Consider the following 25,943-nt stretch of genomic DNA (forward strand, 5'->3'; position numbering starts at 1 on the left):
TCTTTTCTCAATAAAAATTATTATAACACAATTGAGCCTTCGTATAGAACATTAGTTCCTATAAAACAAACCTCTATTAGTTGTATCTCCTCATCTTGATCATTAAGCTATCCAGTCCAAGGACCTGATAAATATCACATCTATTATATACCTATATTTTCCACTTAACAGAGGAAAAACACCTGCATTCACAAATAGAAGCAGGCGTTTTCGATGTGGTTAATCCGTTCTTTAGGGAGAAGACAAGGGTGGATTTATTGTGGAACTGGATCGTTTTGGAATTTTCCTAGCTGGAACTGCTCCTAAAATCCCTAGATCTTTCTCATCTTGTTCATCCAATACTTTCTGTAACAGGTGGCTATCTAGCTGTTCATCCAATATCTCCAGCTTACAAATCGTCGTTTTGGAGACAGCAGATCGTAGTTCTTGTTCAGACTGTACCAACTCTCCATTGACTCGATGAATAATATCTCCTGCCTTAATTCCTAATAGGTCGGCAGGGCTATTCGGAACTACTGCTATTACTTTTAGGCCCTTTTCATCCGAAACAAATAAGGGACGTCTTCTTTTCTCTTGGTATTTTCGAATTTGATAAAATGCTTCTGGCCCCAAAAATGCGAGAATAGTGGTAATCCAAAGAAACATGGAGTAGAAGCTACTCAAATATGTACATAACAAGAAAAAAAGCGCAAAACCAAGCGAGAGAGTGGAAGTAAGTCTCTTATTTTGTTTAGAGGGTTTACTCAGATTGTAAGTTGAATAACTAGCTATGATTGGGATCGGGAGCCATCCTGAACCGATGGGTAAGACAATCCCGAGTGGCCATAATGCACGAGTGGAAAATCCATTAACTGACTGTTCATCCTCTACTGTATGGATAAGCAGCTTTTCAAAATGTGTTCCATCCAGCCGAATGAGAAAAAACTTACAAAATGAAACACCCGCAGCAATCCAAAGCCAGTCAGAAAGAGTGAAACTGGAAAAAATCGCTAGAATTGTTGGATATTCCTCTTTTAGTAAAGGAATTTGGGAAAACCATTCTACAACTAACAAATGCAGCAGACCAAAAGTACCTACACTATACATAAGATCCGCAAATCTAGTTCTTGTCGTAGCCAAAAGTAACGTCAATAACCAAATTCCAAAGACCTCTTCTTTTTCGAAATGAAAGGCAAAGCTACTCAGAATTAGGGAAAGGACAAAACCGCTAACTAAGCTAATCAATATCATTCGTAACATCCGAGTAAATGGAGAGAACAAAGGTCTTCCAAACTGATGCCATTCTTCCATCGTTGCACGCAGTAATAGGAAGAGTGACAAAATTAGAGCTAGATACCACAAAGGCTCTTGAAAGATATAAAACCATTCTTTTCCTACCAGGAGCAATCTGTCTATCATGAAAGGCTTCAACTCCTAAAAAATACCTCTACTTGTTAGTAGAGGTATTTCGACGACTTTCCTGTTTTTCCCTTTTATTTCATGTTTTTCTTGATAGTTTGAATCGCCATTTGAAGTTGTGGATCTGATTTAGGGTCTTGGATGAACTTCTCAAAAGCGTCACGTAATCGATTGGACGTTTCCAGATCCACCTCTCCCGTTGCTGGAATTCCTGCAATTTGCTGGAACGATTTCACCGCATTTAATGTCCTTCCATCAAAATAGCCATCTTTGCGACCAGGATTGTAGCCTAAAGCATCTAAAATTACTTGTAGATTTTTCACTTGGGTCGAGTTTTCGTCTTGTCGAATTACCTTCGTTCCGACTGGTGGTGTCACGGTGTAATATTCTGGATAAGCGACTTCAATATTTGGCTTTACCCCTTTTGTTCCACCATGTTGATCGATCCATGTACCTTTTGGAGTCAGCCACTTCGCAATGGTCAACTTCAAATTACTTTGATCGGAGAAATCAATACCGCGTTGTACGGTTCCTTTTCCAAAGCTAGTCTCCCCAATTACTTGGTATCCACCAGATTCTTGGAAAGATGCTGCTAATATCTCCGAAGCACTAGCACTACCACGGTCAGTCAGAATGGTGATAGGATAAGGTTTCTTCTCCCCTTTTGCTATGTAAGTTTCCCGTTTCCCACTGCGATCTTCCGTCATCAAGATCGGTTTTTGGTTTGGTAATAATTTTTCGCCAATCTCTACTACTGCCTGCAGATAACCTCCTGGATTACCTCGAACATCGATCACAAGTCCTTTTATTTGCTGTTTCTCCAGATTCTCTAACTCTCGGAAAAAGTCAGAGGAAGTCTTTTCCCCGAATTGAGAGATCTCAATATATCCAATTTTATCTTGTAGCATCTTGGCTTCGATCGTTCGAATAGGAATTTCATCCCGTTGTACCGTGATCTGCAAAGTCTCCCCACTCTGAGGTCGATGAATCTCTAGAGTTACTTTGCTTCCTTTAGGGCCGCGAATTTTTTTCACCGCATCTTGAATGGTTTGTCCCTCAAGAGCTTGGCCATCAACCTTGATAATTTGGTCTCCAGAACGAATACCTGACTTTTCTGCTGGAGTCCCTTTAATTGGAGAAACAACTGTGACACGTCCATTTTTTAAGGTTACTTCTGTACCGATTCCGGAAAAAGAAGATTGCAGCTCCGAGTAAAACTGTTTTGCTTCCTCTGAACTCATATATTCTGAGTAGGGGTCATTTAACGATTGGACCATCCCTTTGATCGCCCCATCTATTAGCTGCTGATCCGATACCTTATGAATACTGCTTGTACGAATCTTATCAAATGTACTCTTTAGCTTTGCAGTGTATGATTCAAAATTGCCCTCACCACTTGAAGAGGTAACCGCACTGGTTTTCCCCAGCCAGTTGGCAAAGAAACCATTATCATCTACTAATACAGCAGTAGCCAGACTGCTGATAATTGCTGTACTAGCTAAGAGCATTCCTAGTTTTTTCCCACGCCAACTCATTTTCTCACCATCCAATTCTCTCAGGTCTACTCACATCATATGAACTATGGGACAATTTTACCCTAAGTTTTATATAAGAAAAACGAAAAAGCAGAACTTCTTTTGTTCTGCTCTTTATTTGGACACAAACAGTATCTAATATCGAGGTAAAAAGATGCCTGGATCCATTGGACTCTGATTGGAGAAAGTACCTGATCGAAGTTCAAAATGGAGATGATGCCCTGATGAGTCTCCTAACGTATTTACCCTGCCTACTATATCGCCTTGTTTCACTTCTTGACCTGGTCGCACCGCAATCTGCCTTGGATGGCTATGAGCATAACGACTAAAAATCGATTTTCCTTTGTATTCACCATGATAGATTGTAACAAGCCAATAGTAACCAGAGGCACTCCTACTCTCTACCACCACTCCATCTGCTACGGAATAATAGGGAGTGTTGTAAGGAGCCGGATAATCAAATCCTAAGTGGTTAGGACGCCTCGGTATTCTATAGCCTGAGATCATTACTACATTAAGTGGTTTCTTCATCGTACTTTTAAACGGAAATGAAAGCTGTCCTTTTCGAAATAAAGCCTTATTTAAAATAATAATCTCATCTTGATACTGATTTACCAGTTTCTCGATATCTGCCAATGCTTTTTTGTCATTGCCTTTCTTTGCTTTGATCTCATCTATGGCTTTATTTGTAATCTCGATCTCTTTTAACTGATTATCTTGAAGCAGTTTGATTTGGTCTACCTTCTCTTTCACTGCTTTCGTTGCATTCCTATGTTCTTTTAAAGTGTCCGCATCTTTTATCGCAATTAGCCTTATAAAATCGATATTCTGAAAGAACTCCTTCATATCTTTTGCACTTAGTAGTTGAGATATATACCCATATTTGCCAAAAGTATAATACTTGCTCATCAACTTATTATACTTTTCTTGAGAGACCCGTTGTCTATCTTCTGCCTCACGTAACTCTACCTCTGTTTGATCTACTTCCACTTGCAAGTCTTTCATTTTTTTCTCCGCTATGATGATTTTATCCGTCTGTTCTTTTAGCGAATTATCTAGTTTATTAATCTGATCAAGCACTCCTTGTTTTTTCTCCAATGCTTCCTTGATCTCTGGAATCTGCTCCGAACCTTTAGCAGCGTTCGTTTGCAAGGAAGATGTCAAAAGCAGACCAGCCAAGGCTACTGTATGTAAGACGATCTTATAAGTGTTACTCTTCATTTGGGTGAACACTCCTTATTCACTTCAGATAATACGTTTGACCTTTGTTAATCGCATGCTCTGTTTACTAGTTAGAAAAACCTATGAATTTAAACTGTGTATAATCTTTTAATATAGTAGACCCGTTGTAAATTTATCTTGAGGAATCTACCTATTTTTCTATGTTCATACTCATCTCAAACGGGGGAAAACTCAGTTTTAACGATTGCTTTAACTTAACTTCTTCTTTTAGATCCTGCTAACAATGATAGGGTTTCTCTATTATGTGAATATTTTAGGTCTTTCCCAACATTTCCGCAGTTATTATCACTCTTCCTCTTAGATATGTTTTTTCCTTTCTTTTCTCGAAGAATAGAAGCTACTTAGCCCTCATACAACAAAGAAGAGTAAGGATTGAATCCCTACTCTTCTTTGTTGGTTAGTCCATATTATTTTTTGTTAATCCACAAAGCTGGGTTTTGTGCAGGTGGTTTAGAACCAGTTCCATAGCGAACTTCAAAGTGCAAATGCGGTCCAGTAGAACGACCATTGTTCCCTACTTTGGAGATCACTTGATTTTTCTTTACTTCCTCTCCAACCCGAACCATTACTTGATTTTTATAACTATGTCCATAACGGGTATAAACGTCTTTGCCATTTAATTTTCCATGGTAAATTGTAATCAACCAACCATAACCACTCGCTACCCGACTCTCTACTACCACACCATCCGCAGCAGCACGATATTGGGTTCCAACCGGTGCAGCAAAGTCATTTCCTTCATGCATTCTTCCCCAACGAATACCAAAAGTGGAGTTCATCGCAGCATCAATTGGTTTGGCAATTGGTCCTTTATAAGTAAAGGATAGTCGTCCACTACTAATGAGATCACGGTTAATATCAATAATCTCATCTTCATAATCCTCTACGATTTCATCGAGTTTACCAAGCTCTGACTCATCTTTCTTTTTCGCATCAATAATCTTTTGGAATGCCTCTTGTGTTTTGGTGGCTTCTTCTTGTTGCTTATTTTGTAGATCGTCTAATCTTTTTAGATTATCTTGTACTACTTTGGTTGCCTTCTTGTGCTCTCTTAAAATCTCGGAATCCTTGAGCCCAGCAAGACGGATCAATTCGACACGTCGGAAAAAGTCACCCAAATCTTTTGCTTGCAGGAGATTGGATAGATATCCAATCTCATTGTTCTGATAGAACGTTATCATCTTCGTATTGTATATACCTTGATAAAAAGCTTGTTTATCTTCTGCTTCTTTTAGTTTGACTTCCTCTTTTTTTACATCTTGTTGGATTAGCTCAATTTGTTCCTCCGACTTTTTAATCTGATCGGTAAATTCTTTTAATGACTTATCTTTTGCTGCAATCTCATCCAACAAAGAAGACTTCTTTTCATTGATTTCTTCCAGTTCTTTAATCTTATCTGAACCTTTGGCAGCATCTACTGCAACGGCAGGGAGCAAGCTAGCGAGCGTCAGGGAAGTGATGATAGTCCAATGAACTAGTTGTTTTTTCTTCATCTGTCACAAATAGCCTCCGTCTCTTGAACTTTCATGACCCTATCTCCGGACATAATGAGCCGGATTGACATTGGTTCCATTTTTCATAATCTCAAAATGCAAGTGAGGACCTGAAGATCGACCGTTATTTCCTACAGAAGCAATTACTTGCCCTTTGGAAACTTTTTGTCCTGTTTTTACTCGAATCGTACTAGAGTACATATGGGCATACAGACTAGAGAAACCATTCCCATGCGAAATGATGATATACATCCCATATCCATTTGGATCAGATTTGATTAGAGATATTACACCGCTATCAGAAGCATAAATTGGTTTTCCTAAAATGCCGCTACCAGCGATATCAATTCCTTCATGCATTCTTCCATTTCGATAACCATAAGGAGAGCTGATCGATCCACCAGATGTTGGCCACATAAACTGACCAGATGCCTTATAGTCTCCACGATGATTTCCAGCAGCTAAAAGGTCTTCTTTTGATTTTCTAATGGACTCCTCTGTTGCTTCTTCCTGGTCTTCTAGCTTTTCTAGATCGGCTTTTACCTTGTTATACTCCGCTTCCATCGCTTTGTGTTTATTTTGAGCGTCTGTCAGCAGAGGTTTCATCTCATCGATCTCTTTTTGCTGTACAGCTCGATCAGACTCTAGTGTCTGCTTTGTTTTTAATACTTCTTTTACTGCATAGTTATCGGTCAATACATTTAATCGTACGTAATCGAGTTTGTTAAAAAAGTCCTGGAAATCTTTCGCATCCATTAAATATCGAAGATATCCAACACTACCATTGGTATAGATATCTACCAATTTTCCGTTCATGACTTCTTTTTTCTTTTTTAACTCTTCTTCTTTCTGAACGATCCCTACATTCATTCGATCGATGCTCTCTTGACGCTCTCGAACTTTTTTATCGATCTCCATGAGTTCTGCTTTTGATTTCGTAAAATTAGGTTGTAGTTTTTCTAGCTCACTTTTCTTCTCTTTTTCCTGCTTTTGAATATCTTTTAGCTTCTGCTCTTCTTTGGTTAATGCATAAACAGGCTTGGTTACCATAGGGGTAGCTACGAGAGCGGCTGTAAGTGTCAACGTAATGAAATATTTACGCATCTGGAGCTCCTTTCCTGTTAACCCTTTTTAGACTTTTAAGAATCGACGAACCGATAGAATCGAACCGACAATTCCGATGGTAGCGCCTAGTAACAACATACTGGCGATTAGGTAGATGCTAAGTGTTCCTACATCCATCATAGGAAGAATAGAAATCGCTTGTCCTTCATTTAATAGATTATAGACAGCTTGGTAGCCGATTAGGAGTATTCCCATTGGGAAGATCGCTCCTGTGAATCCAATAAATGCACCTTCGATAAAGAATGGCCAACGAATAAACCAGTTACTTGCTCCCACGAGTCGCATCACTTCGATCTCTCGACGTCGAGCAATAATCGTCAATTTAATCGTATTGGAGATTAAGAAAGACGAGAGAATCGCGAATACTAGACCAAAAATCAAGATAATATTATTCGCCATACCAGAGAAAGAGAAGAAAGCTTGTTGTACGAGACCTGGTTTTGCCTCCATTACTCCATCCATTTTCGCAATCTCATCGGTAAGAGCATCCATATCTTTTACATCTTTCGGAAGCACCTTAATCAAATCAGGTAGTGGATTGTTATCACCAGCCTGTAAATCTTGTACAAATTCATCATCACCGAAAGAGCTTTTGAACTCTTGAATTCCTTTTTCTTTTGGAACAAATTCGACTGAATCTGCTTGAGCCTTATCCAGTTTTTTAATCTCTTCGGTCAATGCTTGTTGTTTTTCTTGTGGTAAATCTGGTTTTAATGCCACTCGAATGGACAAACTACTATCAATCGCTTTGGTCAGATAGCTGAGGTTAAAAGCGAAGATCATAAAAACCCCGAACATCAGAAGGGTTACTGCCACTGTTCCAATAGAAGCAAAACTCATCCAAGAATTTTTGACAACTCCACGATATGCTTCTCTCAAATGCCGTAACATTGTCTCAATCTTCATAACCGTACTCACCTCTTAGCTCATCACGTACAACTATGCCTTGTTCAATTGCAATGACACGCTGACGCATGGTATTTACAATCTCTTTGTTGTGCGTTGCCATTACAACAGTTGTCCCGCGTTTGTTGATCTCTTCTAGGAGATACATAACGTCCCATGAGTTCTCTGGGTCTAAGTTCCCAGTAGGCTCATCGGCAATGATGAAGCTGGGATTGTTGACGATCGCTCTAGCAATGGAGACACGTTGTTGCTCTCCACCAGACAATTGGGAAGGGAGCGCATTCATACGATGTGTTAGCCCAACCAAATCTAATACTTCTTCTACACGAGAGCGAATTGCACGCTTTGGAGTTTCTACAGCTTCCATCGCAAAAGCAACATTTTCAAAAGCGGTCATATGCGGGAGTAACTTATAATCTTGGAATACTACTCCAATTTTGCGGCGTACATATGGAATCTTCCAATCCCGTACCCGTTTTACATTGACACCATTAATTAAAACGATACCCGATGTTGGCTTTTCTTCGCGGTACATCAATTTAATAAAAGAACTTTTCCCAGCTCCAGATGGACCTACGACATATACGAATTCACCTTGGTCAATTTTGACTTCAATTCCTCGCAAGGCTTCAATCCCGTTGTCATAGACTTTCCAGACGTCGTGCATCTCGATCATCTAAGTCACCTTCTTTGCATTGAATTGTCTTAAATTCTCATATCATTCGATAATATGTAGTTGTTCCCTCTGTTTTTCACAATTGCTAAGAATACAAACAGGATCCTCTAAAAAGAATTTCCGATCCCAAATCTTGTTTTACATTATAACACCCACAAAAAGTATACAAGACCCTTCTATAGGCGAATTCACTATATATTCATACAACCATGCCAAAAATCCTCGGCTTTTCTAATCATAGCCGAGGATTCATTATAACAGCTCTAGAAATCATTGGAAAGCCATAATTTGGTAGTTTCTAGGCGTCTTCTCTTGGCTTCTATCGCAGCTTTTACTGTCTTTTTTGCTGTTCCACCAATACATTCTCTCGCCTCTACCATAGCTTCCACTGTTAGTTGCTCTAGTACATCGTCCTCCAACAAAGGGTGGAACTCCTGTAACTCCTCAAGAGTTAACTCAACCAAACTTTTCCCGTTCTCCAAACCATAACGAACTAAGTTCCCAGCCACATGATGTGCTTGTCGGAAAGGAACTCCTTTCTTGGTCAAATAATCCGCCAGATCGGTGGCACCAATATATGGGTCATTGGCTGCTGCATACATTTTGGCTTTGTTACATCTCATACTCTCAATCAGTGGAGACATGATGCTAAGCACATCTCGAACCGTAGTAAATGTGTCAAATAGTGCTTCCTTATCCTCTTGCATATCCTTGTTATACGTGAGTGGAAGCCCCTTTAACATCGCGAATAACCCCATTAAATGCCCAATTACTCTTCCAGATTTGCCTCGAACTAGCTCTGGTACATCGGGATTTTTCTTTTGCGGCATCATACTGCTACCGGTACAAAATGCATCATCCAATTCTACAAATTGGAACTCTTGGCTAGACCACAAAATAAGCTCTTCTGCGAGTCGTGATAGATGTATCATAACCAAGGAGCAATTAGAGAGAAATTCCCATACATAATCCCGGTCGCTCACAGCATCCATGCTATTGTCGTATAGATCGTGAAAGCCAAGACTATGGGAGACTGCCAATCGATCAATTGGAAAAGATGTTCCACTAATCGCTCCAGCCCCCAACGGACAGAGATCCGCACGTTGATAACTTTCTTGGAAACGCTGACTATCACGCTCTAACATATTGGCATAGGCTAATAGATGATGAGAGAAACGGACAGGTTGGGCACGTTGAAGATGGGTATATCCTGGTAGAATCAGATCCATCTCCTGCTCCGCTTTGTGGAGCATTACTTCCCACAACTCGGTCAGTTTGGTCACTATCTCATGAGTAGCAGACCGTACAAAGAGATGTAGATCTAGACTTGTCTGGTCATTTCGAGATCTAGCAGTATGCAGCTTTCCTGCTAGATCTCCAATCTCCTCATGAAGTAGTTGTTCCACACACATATGGATATCTTCCATCTCGATGGTCCACTTCACTTCACCTTTTTCAAACTTCTCTGCTACTCGGTGAAGACCTTCAATCAATATCTCACACTCATGAGAAGGGAGAATTCCGCTCTCTCCTAGCATGGTGACATGAGCAATACTCCCTTTGATATCTTCCTTCCATAAAATATGATCAAACGGAATGGATGCTTGAAATCTATCCACTAATGGTTGTGTCTGTTTGGTAAAGCGCCCGCTCCACAGCTTCATTTACATCCACCTCGTCTTGATGAACTTTTGCATAAATATTCAAAGGAAGACCCCATAATTGAATAAATCCAACTGCCGCCTGATGATCAAATGCATCCTCTGAAGTATAGGTTGCTAACTTCTCATCATAGAGGGAGTACTTAGACTCTCTACCTGTAACAATCGCCTGCCCTTTGAAAAGCTTAATCCGCACATCGCCAGAGACATACTTCTGTGTCTCCTCCACAAACTGATCCAATGCTTTTTTGAGTGGAGAGAACCAGAGACCTTCATAAACCATCTCTGCCCATTTTTGTTCGATAATTGGTTTGAACTTAGCAACATCTCTGGAGAGCGTAATATGTTCTAAGCTTTGATGAGCTTTAATTAACGTCATTGCTGCAGGGCACTCGTAAACTTCCCGTGACTTGATTCCGATAAGACGATTTTCTACGTGATCAATTCTCCCAATCCCATGTTTGCCTGCCAGTTTATTTAACTTTGCGATCAACATAGGAAGAGGCATCTGTTCCCCATTCAGGGCAGCCGGGATTCCCTTCTCAAAAGCGATGATAATCTCTTCTGCTTCCTCTGGTGCCTGTTCAATAGAAGATGTCAATTCATAAGCTCCTGCAGGTGGCTCGGTCCAAGGATTTTCTAAAACTCCACACTCACAGCTACGTCCCCAAAGATTCTGATCTACACTATATGGGTTATCTAAATCTACTGGAATCGAAATTCCATTTTCTTGAGCGTATTGAATCTCCTCATCACGGCTCATTGCCCATTCCCGAACAGGAGCGACTACTTTCAATTCAGGTGCTAATGCCTGTACTGATAGGTCAAAGCGAACTTGGTCGTTTCCTTTTCCGGTACAACCATGTGCGACTGCAACTGCTCCTTCTGCTCTCGCTACTTGAACGAGAATCTTGGAGATCAATGGACGTGATAGCGCGGAGACAAGTGGATAAACCCCTTCATATAGAGCATTTGTTTTGAGGGCTGGTGCCAAAAATTCTTTGGCATACCATTCTTTCGCATCAAGTACCAGCGAGCGAACTGCTCCAATGTCCAACGCTTTTTGCTGTACATGAGCGAGATCTTTCCCTTCCCCAACATCTAATGCTACTGCAATCACATCATAGTTATATTTATCTTGTAACCATTTAATTGCAACGGAAGTATCCAAACCTCCAGAATATGCTAGAACTATTTTTTGCTTTTCCATTTTTATCGCCCCTTACTAAAAATACAATATGATGTATTATTATACATCAAGATGTAGCGAAATGCACACTTTTTTGTACCATTATTCTTTTTCGGCAAAGATATAATAAAGAAGAAATTTTTTAGATACTCTTGAGCAAACAATTTAATATAGAAGAGACGTGTCTTTTCATCTCTATGTGCTTTTTCAGGATTCATCATTATTCATTTCAAATGATAGCTTGATCCGAAGTATTTTACGCAAATTATAGCAGCAAAAAAAGGACGTGACATCTTGATTCGTGTGCTTGCCTACACCAAAGAAAAAACAATCGTAACAGATCTAACTGTTCATGAACTTTTACAAGAAATCGATCGTTATCTTTGGTATTGGGTTGATTTCGAAAAACCAACAAATGAAGAGAAGCAAATACTATCAGACAAATTTCAATTCCATTCTTTGGCATTAAAAGATTGTTTTCATTACCTACAACGTCCCAAGCTAGATCATTATGATGATTATCATTTCTTAGTATTGAATTCCTTCCAAAGCAACACGTTAAAACCTCTTGAGATTGACATATTTACTGGTCAAAATTTTGTCGTTAGTTTTCACTATCATCAGCATGTTGCCATAGATCAAGTCTGGGAGCGCGTCGTAAAAGGAAATGCTCCTTTAGAACAAGGTATTCATTTCATTTTGTACAAAATTCTTGATAAATTAGTTGACTCATTCTTTCCAATCGCACAACAATGTGAAGATAAGTTAACACATCTTGAGACCCGTCCTCTTAACTCTCAAATGTCTAATCAATTGGATCAGGTTTTTCAAGTGCGAAAAGACCTATTGAAATTACGGCATATTATTTGGCCAATGAGAGATCTGATTTATCGCATTATCTCCTCCCATCACATAGCTCATGATGATGAACTAAAACGATATATGTTGGATATCCAAGATCATATCCACAAACTTTCTAGTATGATCGATTCTAGCCGAGAAATGGCTTCAGACATTCGAGATAATTACATCTCTCTCAACTCCAATCGGATGAATGCGGTAATGATGCGTTTAACGCTAATCGCTACCATCTTCATGCCACTTACCTTCGTCGCTGGAGTCTATGGGATGAATTTTGAAAATATGCCCGAACTCAAAAACCCATTTGGGTATTTTATCGTACTTGGTATCATGGTAATTGTAGCAGTCCTGATGTATATCGAATTCCGAAAGAAGGGCTGGTTTAATCAAGAATGAGATCGATTGTATCTTCCTTAATCTGTATTAGCTGTTTCGTTTGGCTTACGGGCTGCCAAGATGTATCTTCTGAGTCCGTACCTAAACCAATCCCTACTGATTCAAAAACAACTCCAACCACTAACAGTCATCCTCTTCCCTCTAGTGAGGAATGGAAAAGGAAGCTAGAGAACACATCCCCTATGAAACCACAACAATGGGGGGAAAAAGTGACAGGAGTGCTCACCAAACTTCCTACCCAAGAAAAACAAGTAGCTTTAACCCTCGATGCATGTGGTGGACCTCATGGTAGCGGATATGATCAAGAACTTATTGATTATTTAAGACAAGAAAAGATTCCTGCAACACTCTTTGTAAATTCCCGTTGGATCAAAGCAAACGAGTCACTTTTTCTCGAATTAGCTCGTGACCCACTATTTGAAATAGCGAATCACGGGACAGAGCATCGCCCGCTCTCAGTCAATGGACGTAGTATATATGGAATTAGCGGTACCACTGATCCTAAACATATCATCGATGAAGTGTGGGAAAATCATCTCCTTATCACCCGCTTGACGGGAAAAGAACCACGATTTTTCCGATCTGGCACTGCCTATTATGACGAGATCGCAGTACAACTAGTTGAACAAATGGGAGAAAAAGTGACTCATTTTGATGTGATCGGGGATGCTGGAGCGACTTTTTCCGCAGACCAAGTACATCATGCAATGAAGCGAGTAAAATCTGGCTCCATCGTCATCCTACATATGAATCAACCTCAATCTGGCACAGCTGAGGGACTTAAAAAGGCTATACCCGAACTGAAAAAGAAAGGATTCCAATTCGTAAAACTAGAGGATTCCGTTACTTCGAATTCATAAGAGCTGTACTGGTTCATGACAAAATCATAAAAAAGACCTCTATCGAAGAGGTCTTTTTTATCTAACTCTACTAATTAGTAGGTTCAGCATAGTAGATATATGTTTTTCGGTTCTCATCTACTTCGGAAGACGTTTTCACCCACTCCGTCTCCCCAAGTTGATAAAAATCACTTGCCAAATGCAAAAGTGCATCTTTCGGATCCGTATAGATATACTCTTTTACAATGGGATGTTCCTTTTGCCCTTCATGAAAGTGGCGAAACTCTACCTTTATTCCATTCCAACTTTGTTCAAACACGTAGACCGGATCTTCGCCACTCTCTTCTTCATCTAGCTCAACGTATATTACATAGCATTCCTTTTCCATAGAAGTGCTACGTAACTGATACACATTTCGGTCCCGAACCCAATAATCACAGTGGAGACGTAATAAAATCTCTTCTAGTTTTATCCCTTTATAATGTGAAAGGACTGGGTACTCCTCATCATCAGCTGTTAATAATCGATACTCTAGGAACATTTTCGTCTCCTTCACATACTAATAGGTAAGAAATATGATTCATTTCCTGTGATAGCTCCACCTACTCTAGTAACAATCGCAGAAGCTTGACCATTTATTAAAAAAGATCCCCATAAAAGTCTGCCATGGTACTCACCTTGAAGAGTCATTGTAGAAATTGCCTCTAGCTCTACTGCCTCTTGATATACCATTTGTTGTTGCCAATAGAGCGTTCCGTTATCTTTTGCTAGCAATTCACCATCCGAACCAAAAATGGCTACTGCTCCTCCTTCTCTTCCAAAAAAAGGCTTTTGGACGAAAGGAGTCCGTTTAGAAGAAAAATGGTTCTCTAAATAAGTAGGTAAGAGATAAGTGCGAATAATTTCATGCTCTTCGGGAAGATAAAAATCTCCTTGCTCTGATATACTCCAAATCAGAGCTTGAAATGCTTTGGTCTGAGCTAGAAAAGCGGAAGGTGGATTAATAATTCCTAATTTCTTTTTAGCAACTGTATCCAATACTTTGCTACCAAAAAGAAAACCATCTGACGTTTGATCCTTAGCCAAATACTCCAACGCATGGAGACGATACCAAATGTCTACCTGCTCATAGTCATTTTGTGCTGGGTTCCAAGCGTAGAGAGTTTCTGTATCTGGGTGAAGAGCTAGCTGATCGATCGGAACAAAACGTCCAGATAGCCCTGACTGTTGAAGTAAGTATTTGGTCGTACCAGCATCTTCACGATGCCAACCGAGAGAAGAAAATACGATATGGTCTGTAATATAGCCTAACTTAGTATAAACTGATATGAGATCATGAAATGCCTCTGTAATCTTCTTCGATTCTCCTGCGTTGGGATCTTCCAAGCCAAAGAAATCACAAACTTTTCCATTCACATAAAAAGCTTCCACTAGACTGGTTGGGGTATCACTATTGAACTCTAATACTTTTAATCCATTTGGTGTATTGGCGAAGTCAAATCTTCCTATAGCTGTTGTGTGACAATAGGGAAGATGTAAACGGATCGCTCCCCAAGTTTCTTTTGGAATGCCTAGTTCCTCTAATAGTTCATCTGATCCACTACGTACTACCTCAATTGTCTTATGAAAGATCGCACCTAATGCCTCTGTTGCGAACTGAATCTCCTCTTTCAAAGTGGCTGACAATTGATAGACAGAAGCTAGTGCATACTCTTCTTTAGGAAAGAGATCCCAGTTAAAAATCCCCTCTTCGCGGATTCCTTGGTATAATGTTTGTCTTTGTTGTTGATAGATGGTAGGACTATGAAAAGACCTCCGAAACTTCATTAACTAGAGCTTCCTGAAGATACGTAACTATCATTCTTGATATAAGCTACTGTCTTACCATCTACTACTACATAGGAATCTTTGTCATAGTAGCTACCATCATCATCACACATTCCATCCTTGTTATCATCATAACAAAGCTCAATATCATCATCTGCACACCCTGCGAGTGGAACCATTAAGGCTACAGAAGCAAAAAGAGTTAGGAGTTTTTTTGTTTTTTTCTCCATATCTATCCCCCTAGATGCAATAAAATCAAACCAATATATATAGGTTATATACTAAATAATACTGAAAAACAATAAATCCAAAATATTATGTCTAATAAATTTAGGCGAGGATTCCCCCGCCTTTTGATCTTAGTAACTTAACTAGAAGTATTAGGAGTTGTTTTTTTTTGCTTTACGAGATATCCAGCAGCGATGACTAAAATAACTGCTACTACTTCAAATCCGTATTTTACAATTGGATCTTCAAAGAACGGTGCAAGGAATTTCTCTTTTACGATCATTTTCGCTGCAGTATAAGCTAGAACACCAGAACCAATATAGATAATGATTGGGTATTTTTCTATCAATTTAATAAAGAGTGTACTACCCCAAACAATAATCGGTACGCTAATCAATAAACCAATAATTACTAGAACATAGTCCCCATGAGCAGCACCTGCAACTGCTAAAACATTGTCTAGTCCCATAACAGTATCTGCAATTACAATCGTACGAACTGCTGCCCAAAAGTTCGGAGCGGCATCTACATCGTGATCTTTTTCTTCAACTAAGAGTTTAAAGGCGATCCAGAGAAGAATCAGTCCCCCTGCAACTAATAGACCAGGTATTTGTAGTAAATATACCACTACTAGAGTAGCCAATATACGCATTACAATGGCTCCACCAGTACCATAGAAGATAACCTTTTTCTGAACATCTGCTGGCAAATTACGTGCAGACATACCAATTACGATGGCATTGTCTCCTGCAAGTACCAAATCAATGATAATAATCGAAAGAAGTGCGGACCAAAAATCAGGTGAACTAATAGAATTCAGTATGGCTTCCAAAAATTCCTCATCCCTTTCTCCTGTTTAAGTTTTCTATGGGAGGTAAGCGTAAAAAAAGACCTTTACTTTAAGTTGATTGTACATCAACTAAAGTAAAGGTCTCGCTCACAACGTTAAGTTGCCCAACATAGCCGGAGTATAGGATACTCGGAATGACGACTATGATGTACAGCTACTCCCCTTTATTCAGTCTCATTTTATTCATTCAGAATTATATTGTCAATAAAATAAAAAACATTTATGAAGAAGAAGTTGCTTTATTCAGTACTTCTTCAATCTCTGGGTAACCTTTCTTTTTCGCTACCATTAGAACTGTTTCACCAGAGAAGTTTTTGAGATACAGGTCCGGCTTGTATTTCAAGAGGACTTTGGTCATCTCCATTTTTCCATTTTCCACTGCCATGATTAATGCGGACTTACCCAATGTATCTTGATCGTTCACTCTTGCTCCAGCTTGCAATAAAACTTCGGCAATCGTAATTCGGTCTTTTAGAACTGCATTCTGGAGTGGTGTTAATTTTGTTACTTTTACCTTCTCTGATTCTCGCATTTCGGTTGGTGCGCCTGTTTCATTTACGTCAACACCAGCACGGATTAACTCTTTGACGATATCCACATTTCCCTGTCGGATGGCAATTTGAAGAAGAGGATCTTGGAAGTTATCTTTTACACTAACATCGGCTTTGTTCTCGATCAATTCCTTTGTGATATCCAAGTTGTCTAGACTTACTGCACGAACAAGGGGAGAATCACCGAACTTGTTCTTATGATTGACATCTGCTTTTACCGAAATCAGATACTCTGTAACTGCTAGATGTTTACCTTGAATCGCAGCAAATAGAGGTGTCTCTCCATTTACGTCTGCCATCTGAATATCCGAATTCGCTTGTACTAGCTTCTGCACAATTTGTAAGTTACCATTTTGAGCAGCATACCAAAGAGCCGTTTTCCCATCTATATCTTTGGCTAGTACATCTGCCTTGAATTGCAATAGAGTGTTCACACTGTCTACAGAACCCTTTTCTGCCGCAAACATCAGCGCAGTTTTATTTCGATTTCCTTTTTCATTGGACTTTGCACCTTTTGTAAGAAGTAGTGCTACCATCTCATGGTCATCTAACAACACTGCTTTCATTAAGGGGGTTAAGCGTTCTTCACTCAATTTATTTGGATTCACACCACTCGTTAACAATTTCGTTACTTGTTTCATATTGCCTTCTGATACTTGAATGTACAAATTGTTTTCTTTTGCAGATAGTTTTGGTACGGGTGGTTGTGTTGATTGCTGATCTGCCGTTGTATTACAAGCTGAAATCATAACAGATAGGGCAGTTACGACAGCAGTTCCATAGAGCCATTTTTTTGAAAGCATCGTTGCAAAACTCCTCCTGAACATCCGTAGGGTTTTATTGAAAGAAAATTTATTATCATTCCCCGAAAATCACTAAACAATACTATAATGCTTTTCTGGCAAAAAGACAAACAACGGATTCATGAAAAGAAAAAAGCCAGTCATAGAAAGCAACTGGCTATTTAAAACGCTTGCGCCGGAATGAAGAACTAGCAGACGCTTTTTCCATTTCTTGCTCATATAAGGTTGAGTTTCGGTTGTTTCTCTGAAACTTATTAAAACCAGTAGTAGGAGATGCCTCTACCTCTTCTCCTAATTCCACATCTTGCTTGGAAGCAAGTAAGCTTTTCTTAAAGGACTTTCGGGAATCCGCTGGCGATTCCTCATGATAATCCTCTTTTAGATCAACTTCTACATTCCGTTTAGTAGAAGGATTTGGTTCATTTTTTCTTAACCAACTTGGTTGTACCGGACGATTGACGTGAGCACGAGATCTTGGTTCCATTGGTACAGAATCGTCCACCCAATCATCACCAGAATCTTCTTCTCGATCATGATGACCATCTTTATAAACTAATTCTTGACTTTCTAGATCGCCAAGATCCGTACGTGGTGTTCGTTCAATTCGTTGCGTTTGTTGCATACGTTCCTTACGTTTATTGGTTTGCCGACGTACCTTCTCAACGGAAATCTGACCCGTAGTGCTATATTCATCTTCACCTGGGAAAAAACTATCTAGTTCTTCCAGTTCACGTTGTCGCTTTTTTCCAACCATGATGGAAATCGCAATCCATCCTGCGATTAACAACACTATTCCAACCCAGAAAATTGGTTGCGTTAATAAATCCATTAGGGTATCGTTCCTTCCTGGCTTTATTTCCTAGGAAATAGGAAAGATAGAAGACTGATTAAGGCACCTCTATTTTCCTTTAAAACTAGGCTTTCGTTTTTCGAGGAAAGCAGCTATGCCTTCCTCACGATCTTGCGAATCAAAAACAATTCCAAAATAAGAAGCCTCCAGCTTACATGCGTTCGATAAATCCATCTCCACTCCATTATGAATTGCTTTTTTCACATATTGTAGGGATAAAGGTGCCTGTTTTGCGAACTGTTTTGCGATTTTCTCTGCCTCTTCCAATAGAGTGGCTCCCGAAGTAACACGCTGTACTAAACCCCATGCTTCTGCCTGAAACGCTGAAAACATCTCGCCAGACATACAATAATATCTGGCTCGGTATGCTCCAATCGCTCTGGCTAAACGTTGTGTCCCACCATACCCTGGGATAATCCCTAAGTTGACCTCTGGTTGTCCGAACTTTGCCGATTCCGAAGCAAGAATAAAGTCCCCAGCTAAAGCTAACTCACAACCACCGCCTAAAGCAAAACCATTTACCGCCATAATAACCGGTTTAGACAACTCTTCAATAGTTTGAAATACCAATTGACCTAGCCTAGCCTGTGCTTCTGCTTCTTGGGCAGAAGATAATTGCCCGAGCTCCCCAATATCAGCACCAGCTGCAAATGCTTTTTCTCCTGCCCCGGTAATGACGATCGAGGATATACTACCGTCTTTATCTAACTCTAAAAGTGTTGTCTGTAGTTCTTTTAACATCTCGCGGTCAAGAGCATTCATCATCTGGGGACGATTTAACGTAATCAATGCCCAACCATCTTTTTTTTCGACTAGTAAAGAGTTCTTGCTCATTCTAGATCTCTCCTTCTCCAAAACTAATTTGGACTAGCATCCATGAAGACAGTCTCACCTCAACAAACTTGATCAGACTTGTTCCGTGACAATGAAAAATCTCTCCCTAGATCAACGCTCTCTTTGTTCCACGATTTATTATGCGCGATTCAACTTAGATCGTAGATATCCTTCGATGAATGGTTGAATCTCTCCATCCATCACCGCTTGCACATTTCCTATCTCAACTAAAGTACGATGGTCTTTTACTAAACTATATGGGTGAAATACATAAGAACGGATTTGACTGCCCCATCCGATCTCACTTTGTTCCCCTTTTAATGCATTGAGCTCGTTTTGTTGTTCTTCAATTTTTTTCTCGTATAATCGAGCTTTTAGGATTTTCATTGCACGTTCACGGTTTTTGATCTGGGAACGTTCCGATTGACAGGTAACTACCGTATTAGTCGGAATATGAGTAATACGGACTGCGGAATCCGTAGTATTCACGTGTTGACCACCCGCACCACTGGAACGGTATGTGTCGATCTTGAGATCCTCTGTACGAATTTCGATCTCAACATCTCCATCCAATTCTGGCATTACATGAGCAGAAACAAAAGAAGTATGTCTCCGACCAGAAGAATCGAAAGGAGATATGCGGACAAGACGATGAACCCCTTTTTCTGCTTTTAGGTAGCCATATGCATTGACTCCCTTAATCAGAAGGGTAACAGACTTCACTCCAGCCTCGTCTCCAGCAAGATAATCCAACGTTTCGACTTTGTATCCACTTTTTTCTGCCCAACGTGTATACATTCGAAGTAACATCTCTGCCCAATCTTGGGATTCCGTTCCCCCTGCACCTGGGTGTAATTCTAAAATCGCAGAGTTTTTATCATAAGGTTCACTTAGCATCATCTGTAGATCAAACGCATCAAACTCTTTTTTCAAGGAGCGAATGTTTTGTTTCAGCTCCTCTAATAACGTTTCATCCTCTTCCTCTTGTAGAAGTTCCAATAGAACCTGTTGGTCTTCTAATTTGGCTTCGAGCCCTGCGATCGAATCGACTAACTCTTTAATTCCCTTCATCTCTTCAATCGTCTTTTGTGCCTTTTCTTGATCATCCCAAAAAGTAGGCTCTGCCATAATCGTTTCTAGGGCATGTAGTTCATTTCTCTTTTGATCTAAGTCAAAGAGACCCCCTGATATCCGCCAAACGTTGAGCGGTATTGTGTAACTCACCTTTTATTTCCGAAAAATCCATTCACGTTCACCTCTTTGTCAGTCTCACCTTATTATAACGAAGTTCTTTAGAGAGGCAAATTACTCACTCTAGACCCTCCATCAGACTTGCTTCTTTTTGTTTAACAGTCGTTTTCCTAGCCCCATCAATACTCTTACGTTATGTGCAATCTAAAGCTTCTAACTTCCACAAAAGAAAACCTGCCACTCTAAATGAGAGGGCAGGTGATGATATATAGTATATGACAATGTTAGTCTGCTAAATCCTTCATAGCTGGTTTCCCTTTAGAAGCAGACCGCTCTGTCTTGTAACAGCAGTTTTTGTATTTTTTCCCACTACCACAATAGCATGGATCGTTTCGACCGATTTTTTCGCTTGTACGACGAATCGGCTGTTTTTTGGCATCGGTTTTTCGATCTTGTTGGGTTTGTTCTCCTGAGATCGCCACAGCATTAACCGCTACTTCTTCTCTTTCTAGCGTCTCTTCTTCTTGAATTACCGATTTCATTACATATTTGACTACTTCTTCGCGAATTTCTGCGATCAGTGCCTCAAACATCTCAAATCCTTCAAATTGGTACTCACGAAGAGGATTATTTTGACCATATGCACGAAGGTGAATCCCTTGTCGCAACTGCTCCATTGAATCAATATGATCCATCCATTTACGGTCAACAGTACGCAAAATTACCACACGCGCAAACTCATTGAGTCTCTCGCTTCCAATCTCTTGAATCCGCTCATTATAAAATTCTTCTACTTCTGTTGTCAGGAGTTCAATGATTTCTTCTGGATCTTTTTCCTCTAAATCATCTTCGTCGATTCGATCAACAGGCAACATATTGGTCTTTACATAGTCAATAATCGATTCGAGTGCATTTCCTTCCTCTTCCTCGATTTCTTCTGAATAGGAGCCAACAATCCGTTGAATATCTTCTTTTGCCATATCGAGTACTACATTCTTCAAGTCCTCGCTGGTGAGAACTTCGCGACGTTGTTTATAGATGATTTCACGTTGCTGGTTTAAAACATCATCATATTGAAGAACCCAACGACGTGCATCAAAGTTGTTACCTTCCACTTTCTTTTGCGCATTCTCTACCACACGGGTAAACATTTTTCCTTCAACACGATCATCTTCTTCCATCCCCATGCGATCCATGAGAGCTTCCATTCGCTCGGAGCCAAAGCGGCGCATAAGGTCATCGTTAAATGAAAGGAAAAACTGTGAGAGACCTGGATCCCCTTGACGGCCAGAACGACCCCGAAGCTGATTGTCAATTCGACGGCTTTCGTGACGTTCCGTTCCAATTACATGAAGACCACCTAACTCTTTTACCCCTTCACCTAGAACGATGTCCGTTCCACGACCTGCCATGTTGGTTGCGATCGTGACCGCCCCATATTGCCCTGCTTGAGCAATAATCTCCGCTTCTTTTTCATGATGTTTGGCGTTTAGGACGTGGTGAGGAATCCCCTTCTGCTTAAGCATTCGAGAAATTTTTTCCGATTTTTCAATCGAGACTGTCCCAACCAAAACGGGACGGCCAGATGCATGAGATCTCACAATCTCTTCCACTACAGCTCGGAATTTGCCGTCTTCTGTTTTGTATAGCGCATCAGAAAGGTCTTCTCGAATCATTGGATTGTTGGTAGGAATCTGAACAACATCCATATTGTAAATACGACGGAATTCTTCTTCTTCTGTTTTCGCTGTCCCGGTCATTCCAGAAAGCTTAGTATACATCCGGAAATAGTTTTGTAGTGTTACAGTCGCCAACGTCATACTTTCCCGTTGAACTTGCAAACCTTCTTTCGCTTCGATTGCTTGATGCAAACCATCACTATAACGACGTCCTTGCATGAGGCGTCCCGTAAATTCATCCACGATAACGACGCCTTCTTCGTTCACCACATAATCCTGATCGCGATGCATGATCACATGCGCTTTCAAAGCCTGTTGGATATGATGGTTCAAGCCAATATTTTTCATGTCATACAAGTTATCTACTGCTAGGGAGTTCTCCACCTTTTTGACGCCATCTTCTGTCAGAGCCACTTGCTTGGTCTTCACATCTACTGTGTAATCCGCATCTTGGCGAAGACGACGCACAACACGGTCTGCTGTGTAGTATAGGTCAGTCGCTTTGTTCGCCTGTCCACTAATAATAAGCGGAGTACGAGCCTCATCGACTAGAATACTATCTACCTCGTCAATGATCGCGAAGTTTAGAGGACGCTGCGTCAGCTGCTCTTTGTACATCACCATGTTGTCTCGCAAATAATCAAATCCAAACTCATTGTTGGTACCATACGTGACATCCGCAGCATATGCTTTTCGTTTTTCCTCTGGATCCATAGAAGCAAGGTTTAGACCGATGGAAAGGCCAAGAAATTCAAATACTTTCCCCATCGTCTCATAGTCCCGTTTTGCTAGATAATCGTTCACTGTGATGATATGGACACCTTTTCCAGATAATGCGTTCAAATAAGCCGGAAGAGTAGAAACCAAGGTTTTCCCTTCCCCAGTCTTCATCTCCGCAATGTCTCCATGATGTAGCACCATTCCCCCGATCAATTGCACACGGAAATGACGCATCCCCAATACTCGTTTAGCTGCTTCCCGAACAACTGCAAAGGCTTCTACCAAAAGATCATCTAGATCTGCTCCATCGGCAATAAGTTGTTTGAATTCCGCTGTTTTAGCTTGGAGTTCGGAATCAGATAGTTTTTCGATCGTCTGCTCCATCGCATCAATCTCATCTGCTACCTTAAATAACTTTTTCACTCGACGTTCATTTTCACTTGGAAATAACTTTTTTAGACTACTTAACATATTCGATCCTCCTGATACGTGAGAGGTTTTTATCCAATCAGAAAAAAGATACTAATTTCTAGTTTAGCAGAAAAAAAAGGGAGTTTCACTTTTTTACAGTACATGACAAAAAACCGCCGCTAAAAAGCTTTGCAGACGGTTCATTTGCCAAGGTTTATTGTTTTCTTATTTTGGATAGAAGTTGATAAAACTTATGAGCTAGTTTGGCACGATTACCCTCTTCGTCAATATAATGACTTCCGCGTGCACGAATCTCTTCCAACTCACTTACCGAAAAGTGACGAACTTGATCAATTGCTCTTGCAAGTCCCTCTGGATCTTCTGCTCCTGCAAAAATCCCGACCTCGTTCTTCTCTACAATCTCCCGTACTTCTCCATCTACTGTTGTAACAATCGGTTTACCTACAAATAGATAGTCAAAGAGCTTGTTCGGACGCGCGCCACGAAAGACTTCATTATTGGCAAGGGAGATAATCCCTGTATCAGCTGCTGCAGTATAGTCAAAAATCTCCTTTTTTGGCACCGGATCAAGCAAAATGACTCGATCTAGTCCCTCTTCACGTTGGATCTGGAGTAACCGTTCCTTCTCCGGGCCATCTCCGATCAGAACGATCTTGATTCCCTCTGGTAGATATTTTCCAGCACGAACAACGTATTCCAATGCGTTGGCAGGACCATGAGCTCCAGTGTAAATGGCAACAAAATCTTCTTCCTTTACTCCCATCTTGGCACGAAACGCAGAACGTTTCGCCTCATCTGGTTCCCACGATCCAAGTACGACTCCATTTGGAATCAGTTCAATCTTATCTCGGGGAATCCCTCGCTCGGCGATATAGGTTCTCTGGTGTTCAGTCAATACCACCAGTTGATCTGACTTCTGATAAAGGATCGATTCCATCCAAGTCAATGCGCGAATGATCCACTTATTATTCAATCCCCCCATTTTGATGAGGGAATCCGGCCATAGATCACGTATTTCAAAAACATAGGGAACACCCTTGATCTTAGCCAAAAGCCATCCAGCAAATGCAAGAAACAAGTGCGGAGAGGAGGCTACTAACACATCAGGTTTCTTTTGAAACAACCCCTTCCAAAAGAAGGCAATCGCAAAACTCAGCATGTTGATTATGCGACGAATATCATTTACCTGATGTGGAAAAGACCAGAGCCATTCTACTTTCATTCCTGGGATCTCTGGAATCTCTTGTTTCTCTTCTTCTGTTAGAAAACTTCTTCTAGGGTGAAGAAAACGAGAGCAGAACAAAGTCACCTTTGCTCCCTCTTTTTCTGCCCATTCTCGAGATAACTCAAAATGCCTCGTAATTCCAGCAATATTAGGAGGGACAGCATATTGGTTTGCTAACCAAATGTGAATCGGCTTGTTTGGTTTGGTATCCATAGTTGAACTCATTTCTAGCCTAGATCTTTTTGAAGAATATCTAGGATGGTTTCAGATGTTTTCCCATTCCCAAAAACAGAAGGGATCGCAGAGAAGTCTACTTCAAACGTTTCGATCGCTTCCAAGATCTTTTCCGTATTAGCAGACACTAATAAGTTCGTTCCAAGTTCTACTGTCTCTGTCCACTCTGTTTCATCCCGCATCGTAATACATGGTACTTTGGCAAAAAAGGCTTCTTTCTGAACACCACCGGAATCCGTGACAATCTTTTTGGCGTTTACTTCTAATTGCAACATATCTAAATATCCAATCGGTTCAATGCATTTCACCAAAGGATTGGTAATAGCAAGACCGGCAGCTGCTAGTTTTCCACGAGTTCGTGGATGCAAAGGCAATACAGCTGGCATCGTAAGTGCATTTAGCGCCTCTACAATCGCTTGGAGACGAGCAGGATCATCTGTATTCTCTGCACGATGGATCGTAAGAAGCAGAAACTGACCCGATTCTAACTCTAACTTTTGCATAATATTCGCTTTTTCATTCGCTAGTTTCGCATTGTAGAGAACCGCATCCAACATCACATCGCCTACTTGGTAGACTCCCTCTGTAATGCCCTCTGATTTCAGATGACGAACAGCCGTATCGGTTGGGCAGAACAACCAACGAGAAGTGTGATCAGTCAAGACACGATTTACTTCCTCTGGCATCCGGCGGTTGAAACTACGCAAACCGGCTTCTACGTGTGCAACTGGCACATGAAGTTTAGCAGCTGCGAGAGCTCCTGCGATCGTTGAATTAGTATCTCCATAAACCAAGAGAGCATCTGGTTTCTCAGACAAGAGTACCTCTTCGATTTTGGCTAACATCGCACCTGTTTGCGCACCGTGGGATTTGGAACCCACATGTAAATGATAATCTGGTTTTGGAATCTCTAGCTCTTCAAAAAACACATCCGACATCGAGGTATCATAATGTTGTCCAGTATGTACTAAAATCTCCGTGCCTCGTTCCCGTATCGCACGAGAGACGGGAGCTGCTTTAATAAATTGTGGGCGTGCGCCTACTACCGTAACTATTTTCATATAATGGTTCTCCTTACTTTATAGGGTTCCATTCTGGGTAAATCTCTCGGTTATCTTAACATAGGTTTCTCCAAAATGCGCAAAACAAAAAGAGGAGAATACGTGGATTTAATATGCTAGTACGAAACAATTGAATA

At 40.5% G+C, this 25,943-nt stretch carries 23 protein-coding genes; 2 read left to right on the forward strand and 21 right to left on the reverse strand.

Features of this window, described 5'->3' with window-relative positions; genetic code table 11:
- Positions 1–231 precede the first annotated feature (231 nt).
- From VJ09_RS09740 to VJ09_RS09780, 9 genes are all read right to left on the reverse strand, one after another.
- Entirely contained in the window at positions 232–1,398 is a 1,167-nt protein-coding gene (locus tag VJ09_RS09740; RefSeq protein ID WP_044641269.1) for a PDZ domain-containing protein, read from the reverse strand.
- 74 nt (positions 1,399–1,472) lie between these two features.
- The gene (locus tag VJ09_RS09745) at positions 1,473–2,933 is read right to left on the reverse strand and encodes a S41 family peptidase (protein ID WP_044641270.1); all 1,461 of its coding nucleotides are present in this window, start codon (positions 2,931–2,933) and stop codon (positions 1,473–1,475) included.
- A gap of 135 nt (positions 2,934–3,068) precedes the next feature.
- Positions 3,069–4,154 carry a murein hydrolase activator EnvC family protein gene (locus VJ09_RS09750; protein WP_044641271.1) on the reverse strand — a complete coding sequence of 362 codons (1,086 nt, stop codon included), beginning with the start codon at positions 4,152–4,154 and terminating at the stop codon, positions 3,069–3,071.
- A gap of 428 nt (positions 4,155–4,582) precedes the next feature.
- Positions 4,583–5,668, reverse strand: coding sequence for a murein hydrolase activator EnvC family protein (locus VJ09_RS09755; RefSeq protein WP_044641272.1), 1,086 nt, complete (start codon positions 5,666–5,668; stop codon positions 4,583–4,585).
- Positions 5,669–5,707: 39 nt separating this feature from the next.
- Entirely contained in the window at positions 5,708–6,772 is a 1,065-nt protein-coding gene (locus VJ09_RS09760) for a murein hydrolase activator EnvC family protein (RefSeq protein ID WP_044641273.1), read from the reverse strand.
- Between the two features lie 27 nt (positions 6,773–6,799).
- Positions 6,800–7,699 (reverse strand): permease-like cell division protein FtsX, encoded by a 900-nt coding sequence (gene ftsX, locus VJ09_RS09765; RefSeq protein ID WP_044641274.1) that lies wholly within the window; start codon positions 7,697–7,699, stop codon positions 6,800–6,802.
- Positions 7,689–8,375 (reverse strand): cell division ATP-binding protein FtsE, encoded by a 687-nt coding sequence (ftsE, locus tag VJ09_RS09770; protein WP_044641275.1) that lies wholly within the window; start codon positions 8,373–8,375, stop codon positions 7,689–7,691. The genes ftsX and ftsE overlap by 11 nt, the downstream gene beginning before the upstream one ends.
- Before the next feature lie 263 nt (positions 8,376–8,638).
- A complete protein-coding gene (gene argH / locus VJ09_RS09775) occupies positions 8,639–10,039 on the reverse strand; it encodes an argininosuccinate lyase (protein ID WP_044641276.1) in 1,401 nt (466 codons plus the stop codon).
- Positions 9,987–11,246, reverse strand: a complete 1,260-nt coding sequence (locus tag VJ09_RS09780) for an argininosuccinate synthase (protein WP_044641277.1) — start codon at positions 11,244–11,246, stop codon at positions 9,987–9,989. Before VJ09_RS09780 ends, argH begins: the two co-directional genes overlap by 53 nt.
- A 282-nt stretch (positions 11,247–11,528) precedes the next feature.
- Between VJ09_RS09780 and corA the strand changes: the two genes are divergently transcribed.
- Positions 11,529–12,482 carry a magnesium/cobalt transporter CorA gene (corA, locus tag VJ09_RS09785; protein ID WP_230199142.1) on the forward strand — a complete coding sequence of 318 codons (954 nt, stop codon included), beginning with the start codon at positions 11,529–11,531 and terminating at the stop codon, positions 12,480–12,482.
- Here the strand turns inward: corA and VJ09_RS18970 are convergent.
- Positions 12,469–12,603, reverse strand: a complete 135-nt coding sequence (locus VJ09_RS18970; RefSeq protein WP_267904282.1) for a hypothetical protein — start codon at positions 12,601–12,603, stop codon at positions 12,469–12,471. The two genes, corA and VJ09_RS18970, sit on opposite strands and share 14 nt — an antisense overlap.
- A gap of 61 nt (positions 12,604–12,664) precedes the next feature.
- On the opposite strand from VJ09_RS18970, the gene VJ09_RS09790 reads away from it, so the two are divergent.
- On the forward strand, positions 12,665–13,342 hold the full coding sequence (locus tag VJ09_RS09790) for a polysaccharide deacetylase family protein (RefSeq protein WP_230199112.1): 678 nt from the start codon (positions 12,665–12,667) through the stop codon (positions 13,340–13,342).
- A gap of 70 nt (positions 13,343–13,412) precedes the next feature.
- On the opposite strand, the gene VJ09_RS09795 is transcribed toward VJ09_RS09790, so the two are convergent.
- The 11 genes from VJ09_RS09795 to wecB form a co-directional block, all read right to left on the reverse strand.
- Positions 13,413–13,862 carry a hypothetical protein gene (locus VJ09_RS09795; protein WP_044641279.1) on the reverse strand — a complete coding sequence of 150 codons (450 nt, stop codon included), beginning with the start codon at positions 13,860–13,862 and terminating at the stop codon, positions 13,413–13,415.
- A gap of 11 nt (positions 13,863–13,873) precedes the next feature.
- Positions 13,874–15,148, reverse strand: coding sequence for a glutathionylspermidine synthase family protein (locus tag VJ09_RS09800; protein WP_044641280.1), 1,275 nt, complete (start codon positions 15,146–15,148; stop codon positions 13,874–13,876).
- The gene (locus VJ09_RS09805) at positions 15,148–15,378 is read right to left on the reverse strand and encodes a hypothetical protein (protein WP_044641281.1); all 231 of its coding nucleotides are present in this window, start codon (positions 15,376–15,378) and stop codon (positions 15,148–15,150) included. The genes VJ09_RS09800 and VJ09_RS09805 overlap by 1 nt, the downstream gene beginning before the upstream one ends.
- 137 nt (positions 15,379–15,515) lie before the next feature.
- Positions 15,516–16,208, reverse strand: a complete 693-nt coding sequence (locus tag VJ09_RS09810; protein ID WP_407689979.1) for a TerC family protein — start codon at positions 16,206–16,208, stop codon at positions 15,516–15,518.
- Between the two features lie 238 nt (positions 16,209–16,446).
- Entirely contained in the window at positions 16,447–17,580 is a 1,134-nt protein-coding gene (locus VJ09_RS09815; RefSeq protein ID WP_044641282.1) for an ankyrin repeat domain-containing protein, read from the reverse strand.
- 157 nt (positions 17,581–17,737) lie between these two features.
- Positions 17,738–18,409 carry a hypothetical protein gene (locus VJ09_RS09820; RefSeq protein ID WP_044641283.1) on the reverse strand — a complete coding sequence of 224 codons (672 nt, stop codon included), beginning with the start codon at positions 18,407–18,409 and terminating at the stop codon, positions 17,738–17,740.
- A gap of 69 nt (positions 18,410–18,478) precedes the next feature.
- Positions 18,479–19,264: an enoyl-CoA hydratase/isomerase family protein gene (locus VJ09_RS09825; protein WP_044641284.1), complete on the reverse strand. Its 786-nt coding sequence runs from the start codon at positions 19,262–19,264 to the stop codon at positions 18,479–18,481.
- 138 nt (positions 19,265–19,402) lie between these two features.
- Positions 19,403–20,510, reverse strand: a protein-coding gene (gene prfB, locus VJ09_RS09830; RefSeq protein WP_147635465.1) for a peptide chain release factor 2 whose coding sequence is annotated in 2 segments (ribosomal slippage) — positions 19,403–20,437 and positions 20,439–20,510 — 1,107 coding nt in all. Because the reading frame shifts where the segments join, the coding sequence is not laid out codon by codon here.
- 229 nt (positions 20,511–20,739) lie between these two features.
- Entirely contained in the window at positions 20,740–23,325 is a 2,586-nt protein-coding gene (gene secA, locus VJ09_RS09835) for a preprotein translocase subunit SecA (protein WP_044641285.1), read from the reverse strand.
- A gap of 154 nt (positions 23,326–23,479) precedes the next feature.
- Entirely contained in the window at positions 23,480–24,724 is a 1,245-nt protein-coding gene (locus tag VJ09_RS09840) for a glycosyltransferase family 4 protein (protein WP_044641286.1), read from the reverse strand.
- Positions 24,725–24,738: 14 nt separating this feature from the next.
- Positions 24,739–25,806: a non-hydrolyzing UDP-N-acetylglucosamine 2-epimerase gene (wecB, locus tag VJ09_RS09845; protein WP_044641287.1), complete on the reverse strand. Its 1,068-nt coding sequence runs from the start codon at positions 25,804–25,806 to the stop codon at positions 24,739–24,741.
- Between the last annotated feature and the right edge of the window lie 137 nt (positions 25,807–25,943).

Origin of the sequence: Risungbinella massiliensis, assembly GCF_000942395.1 — a bacterium.
GTDB lineage: Bacteria > Bacillota > Bacilli > Thermoactinomycetales > Thermoactinomycetaceae > Risungbinella > Risungbinella massiliensis.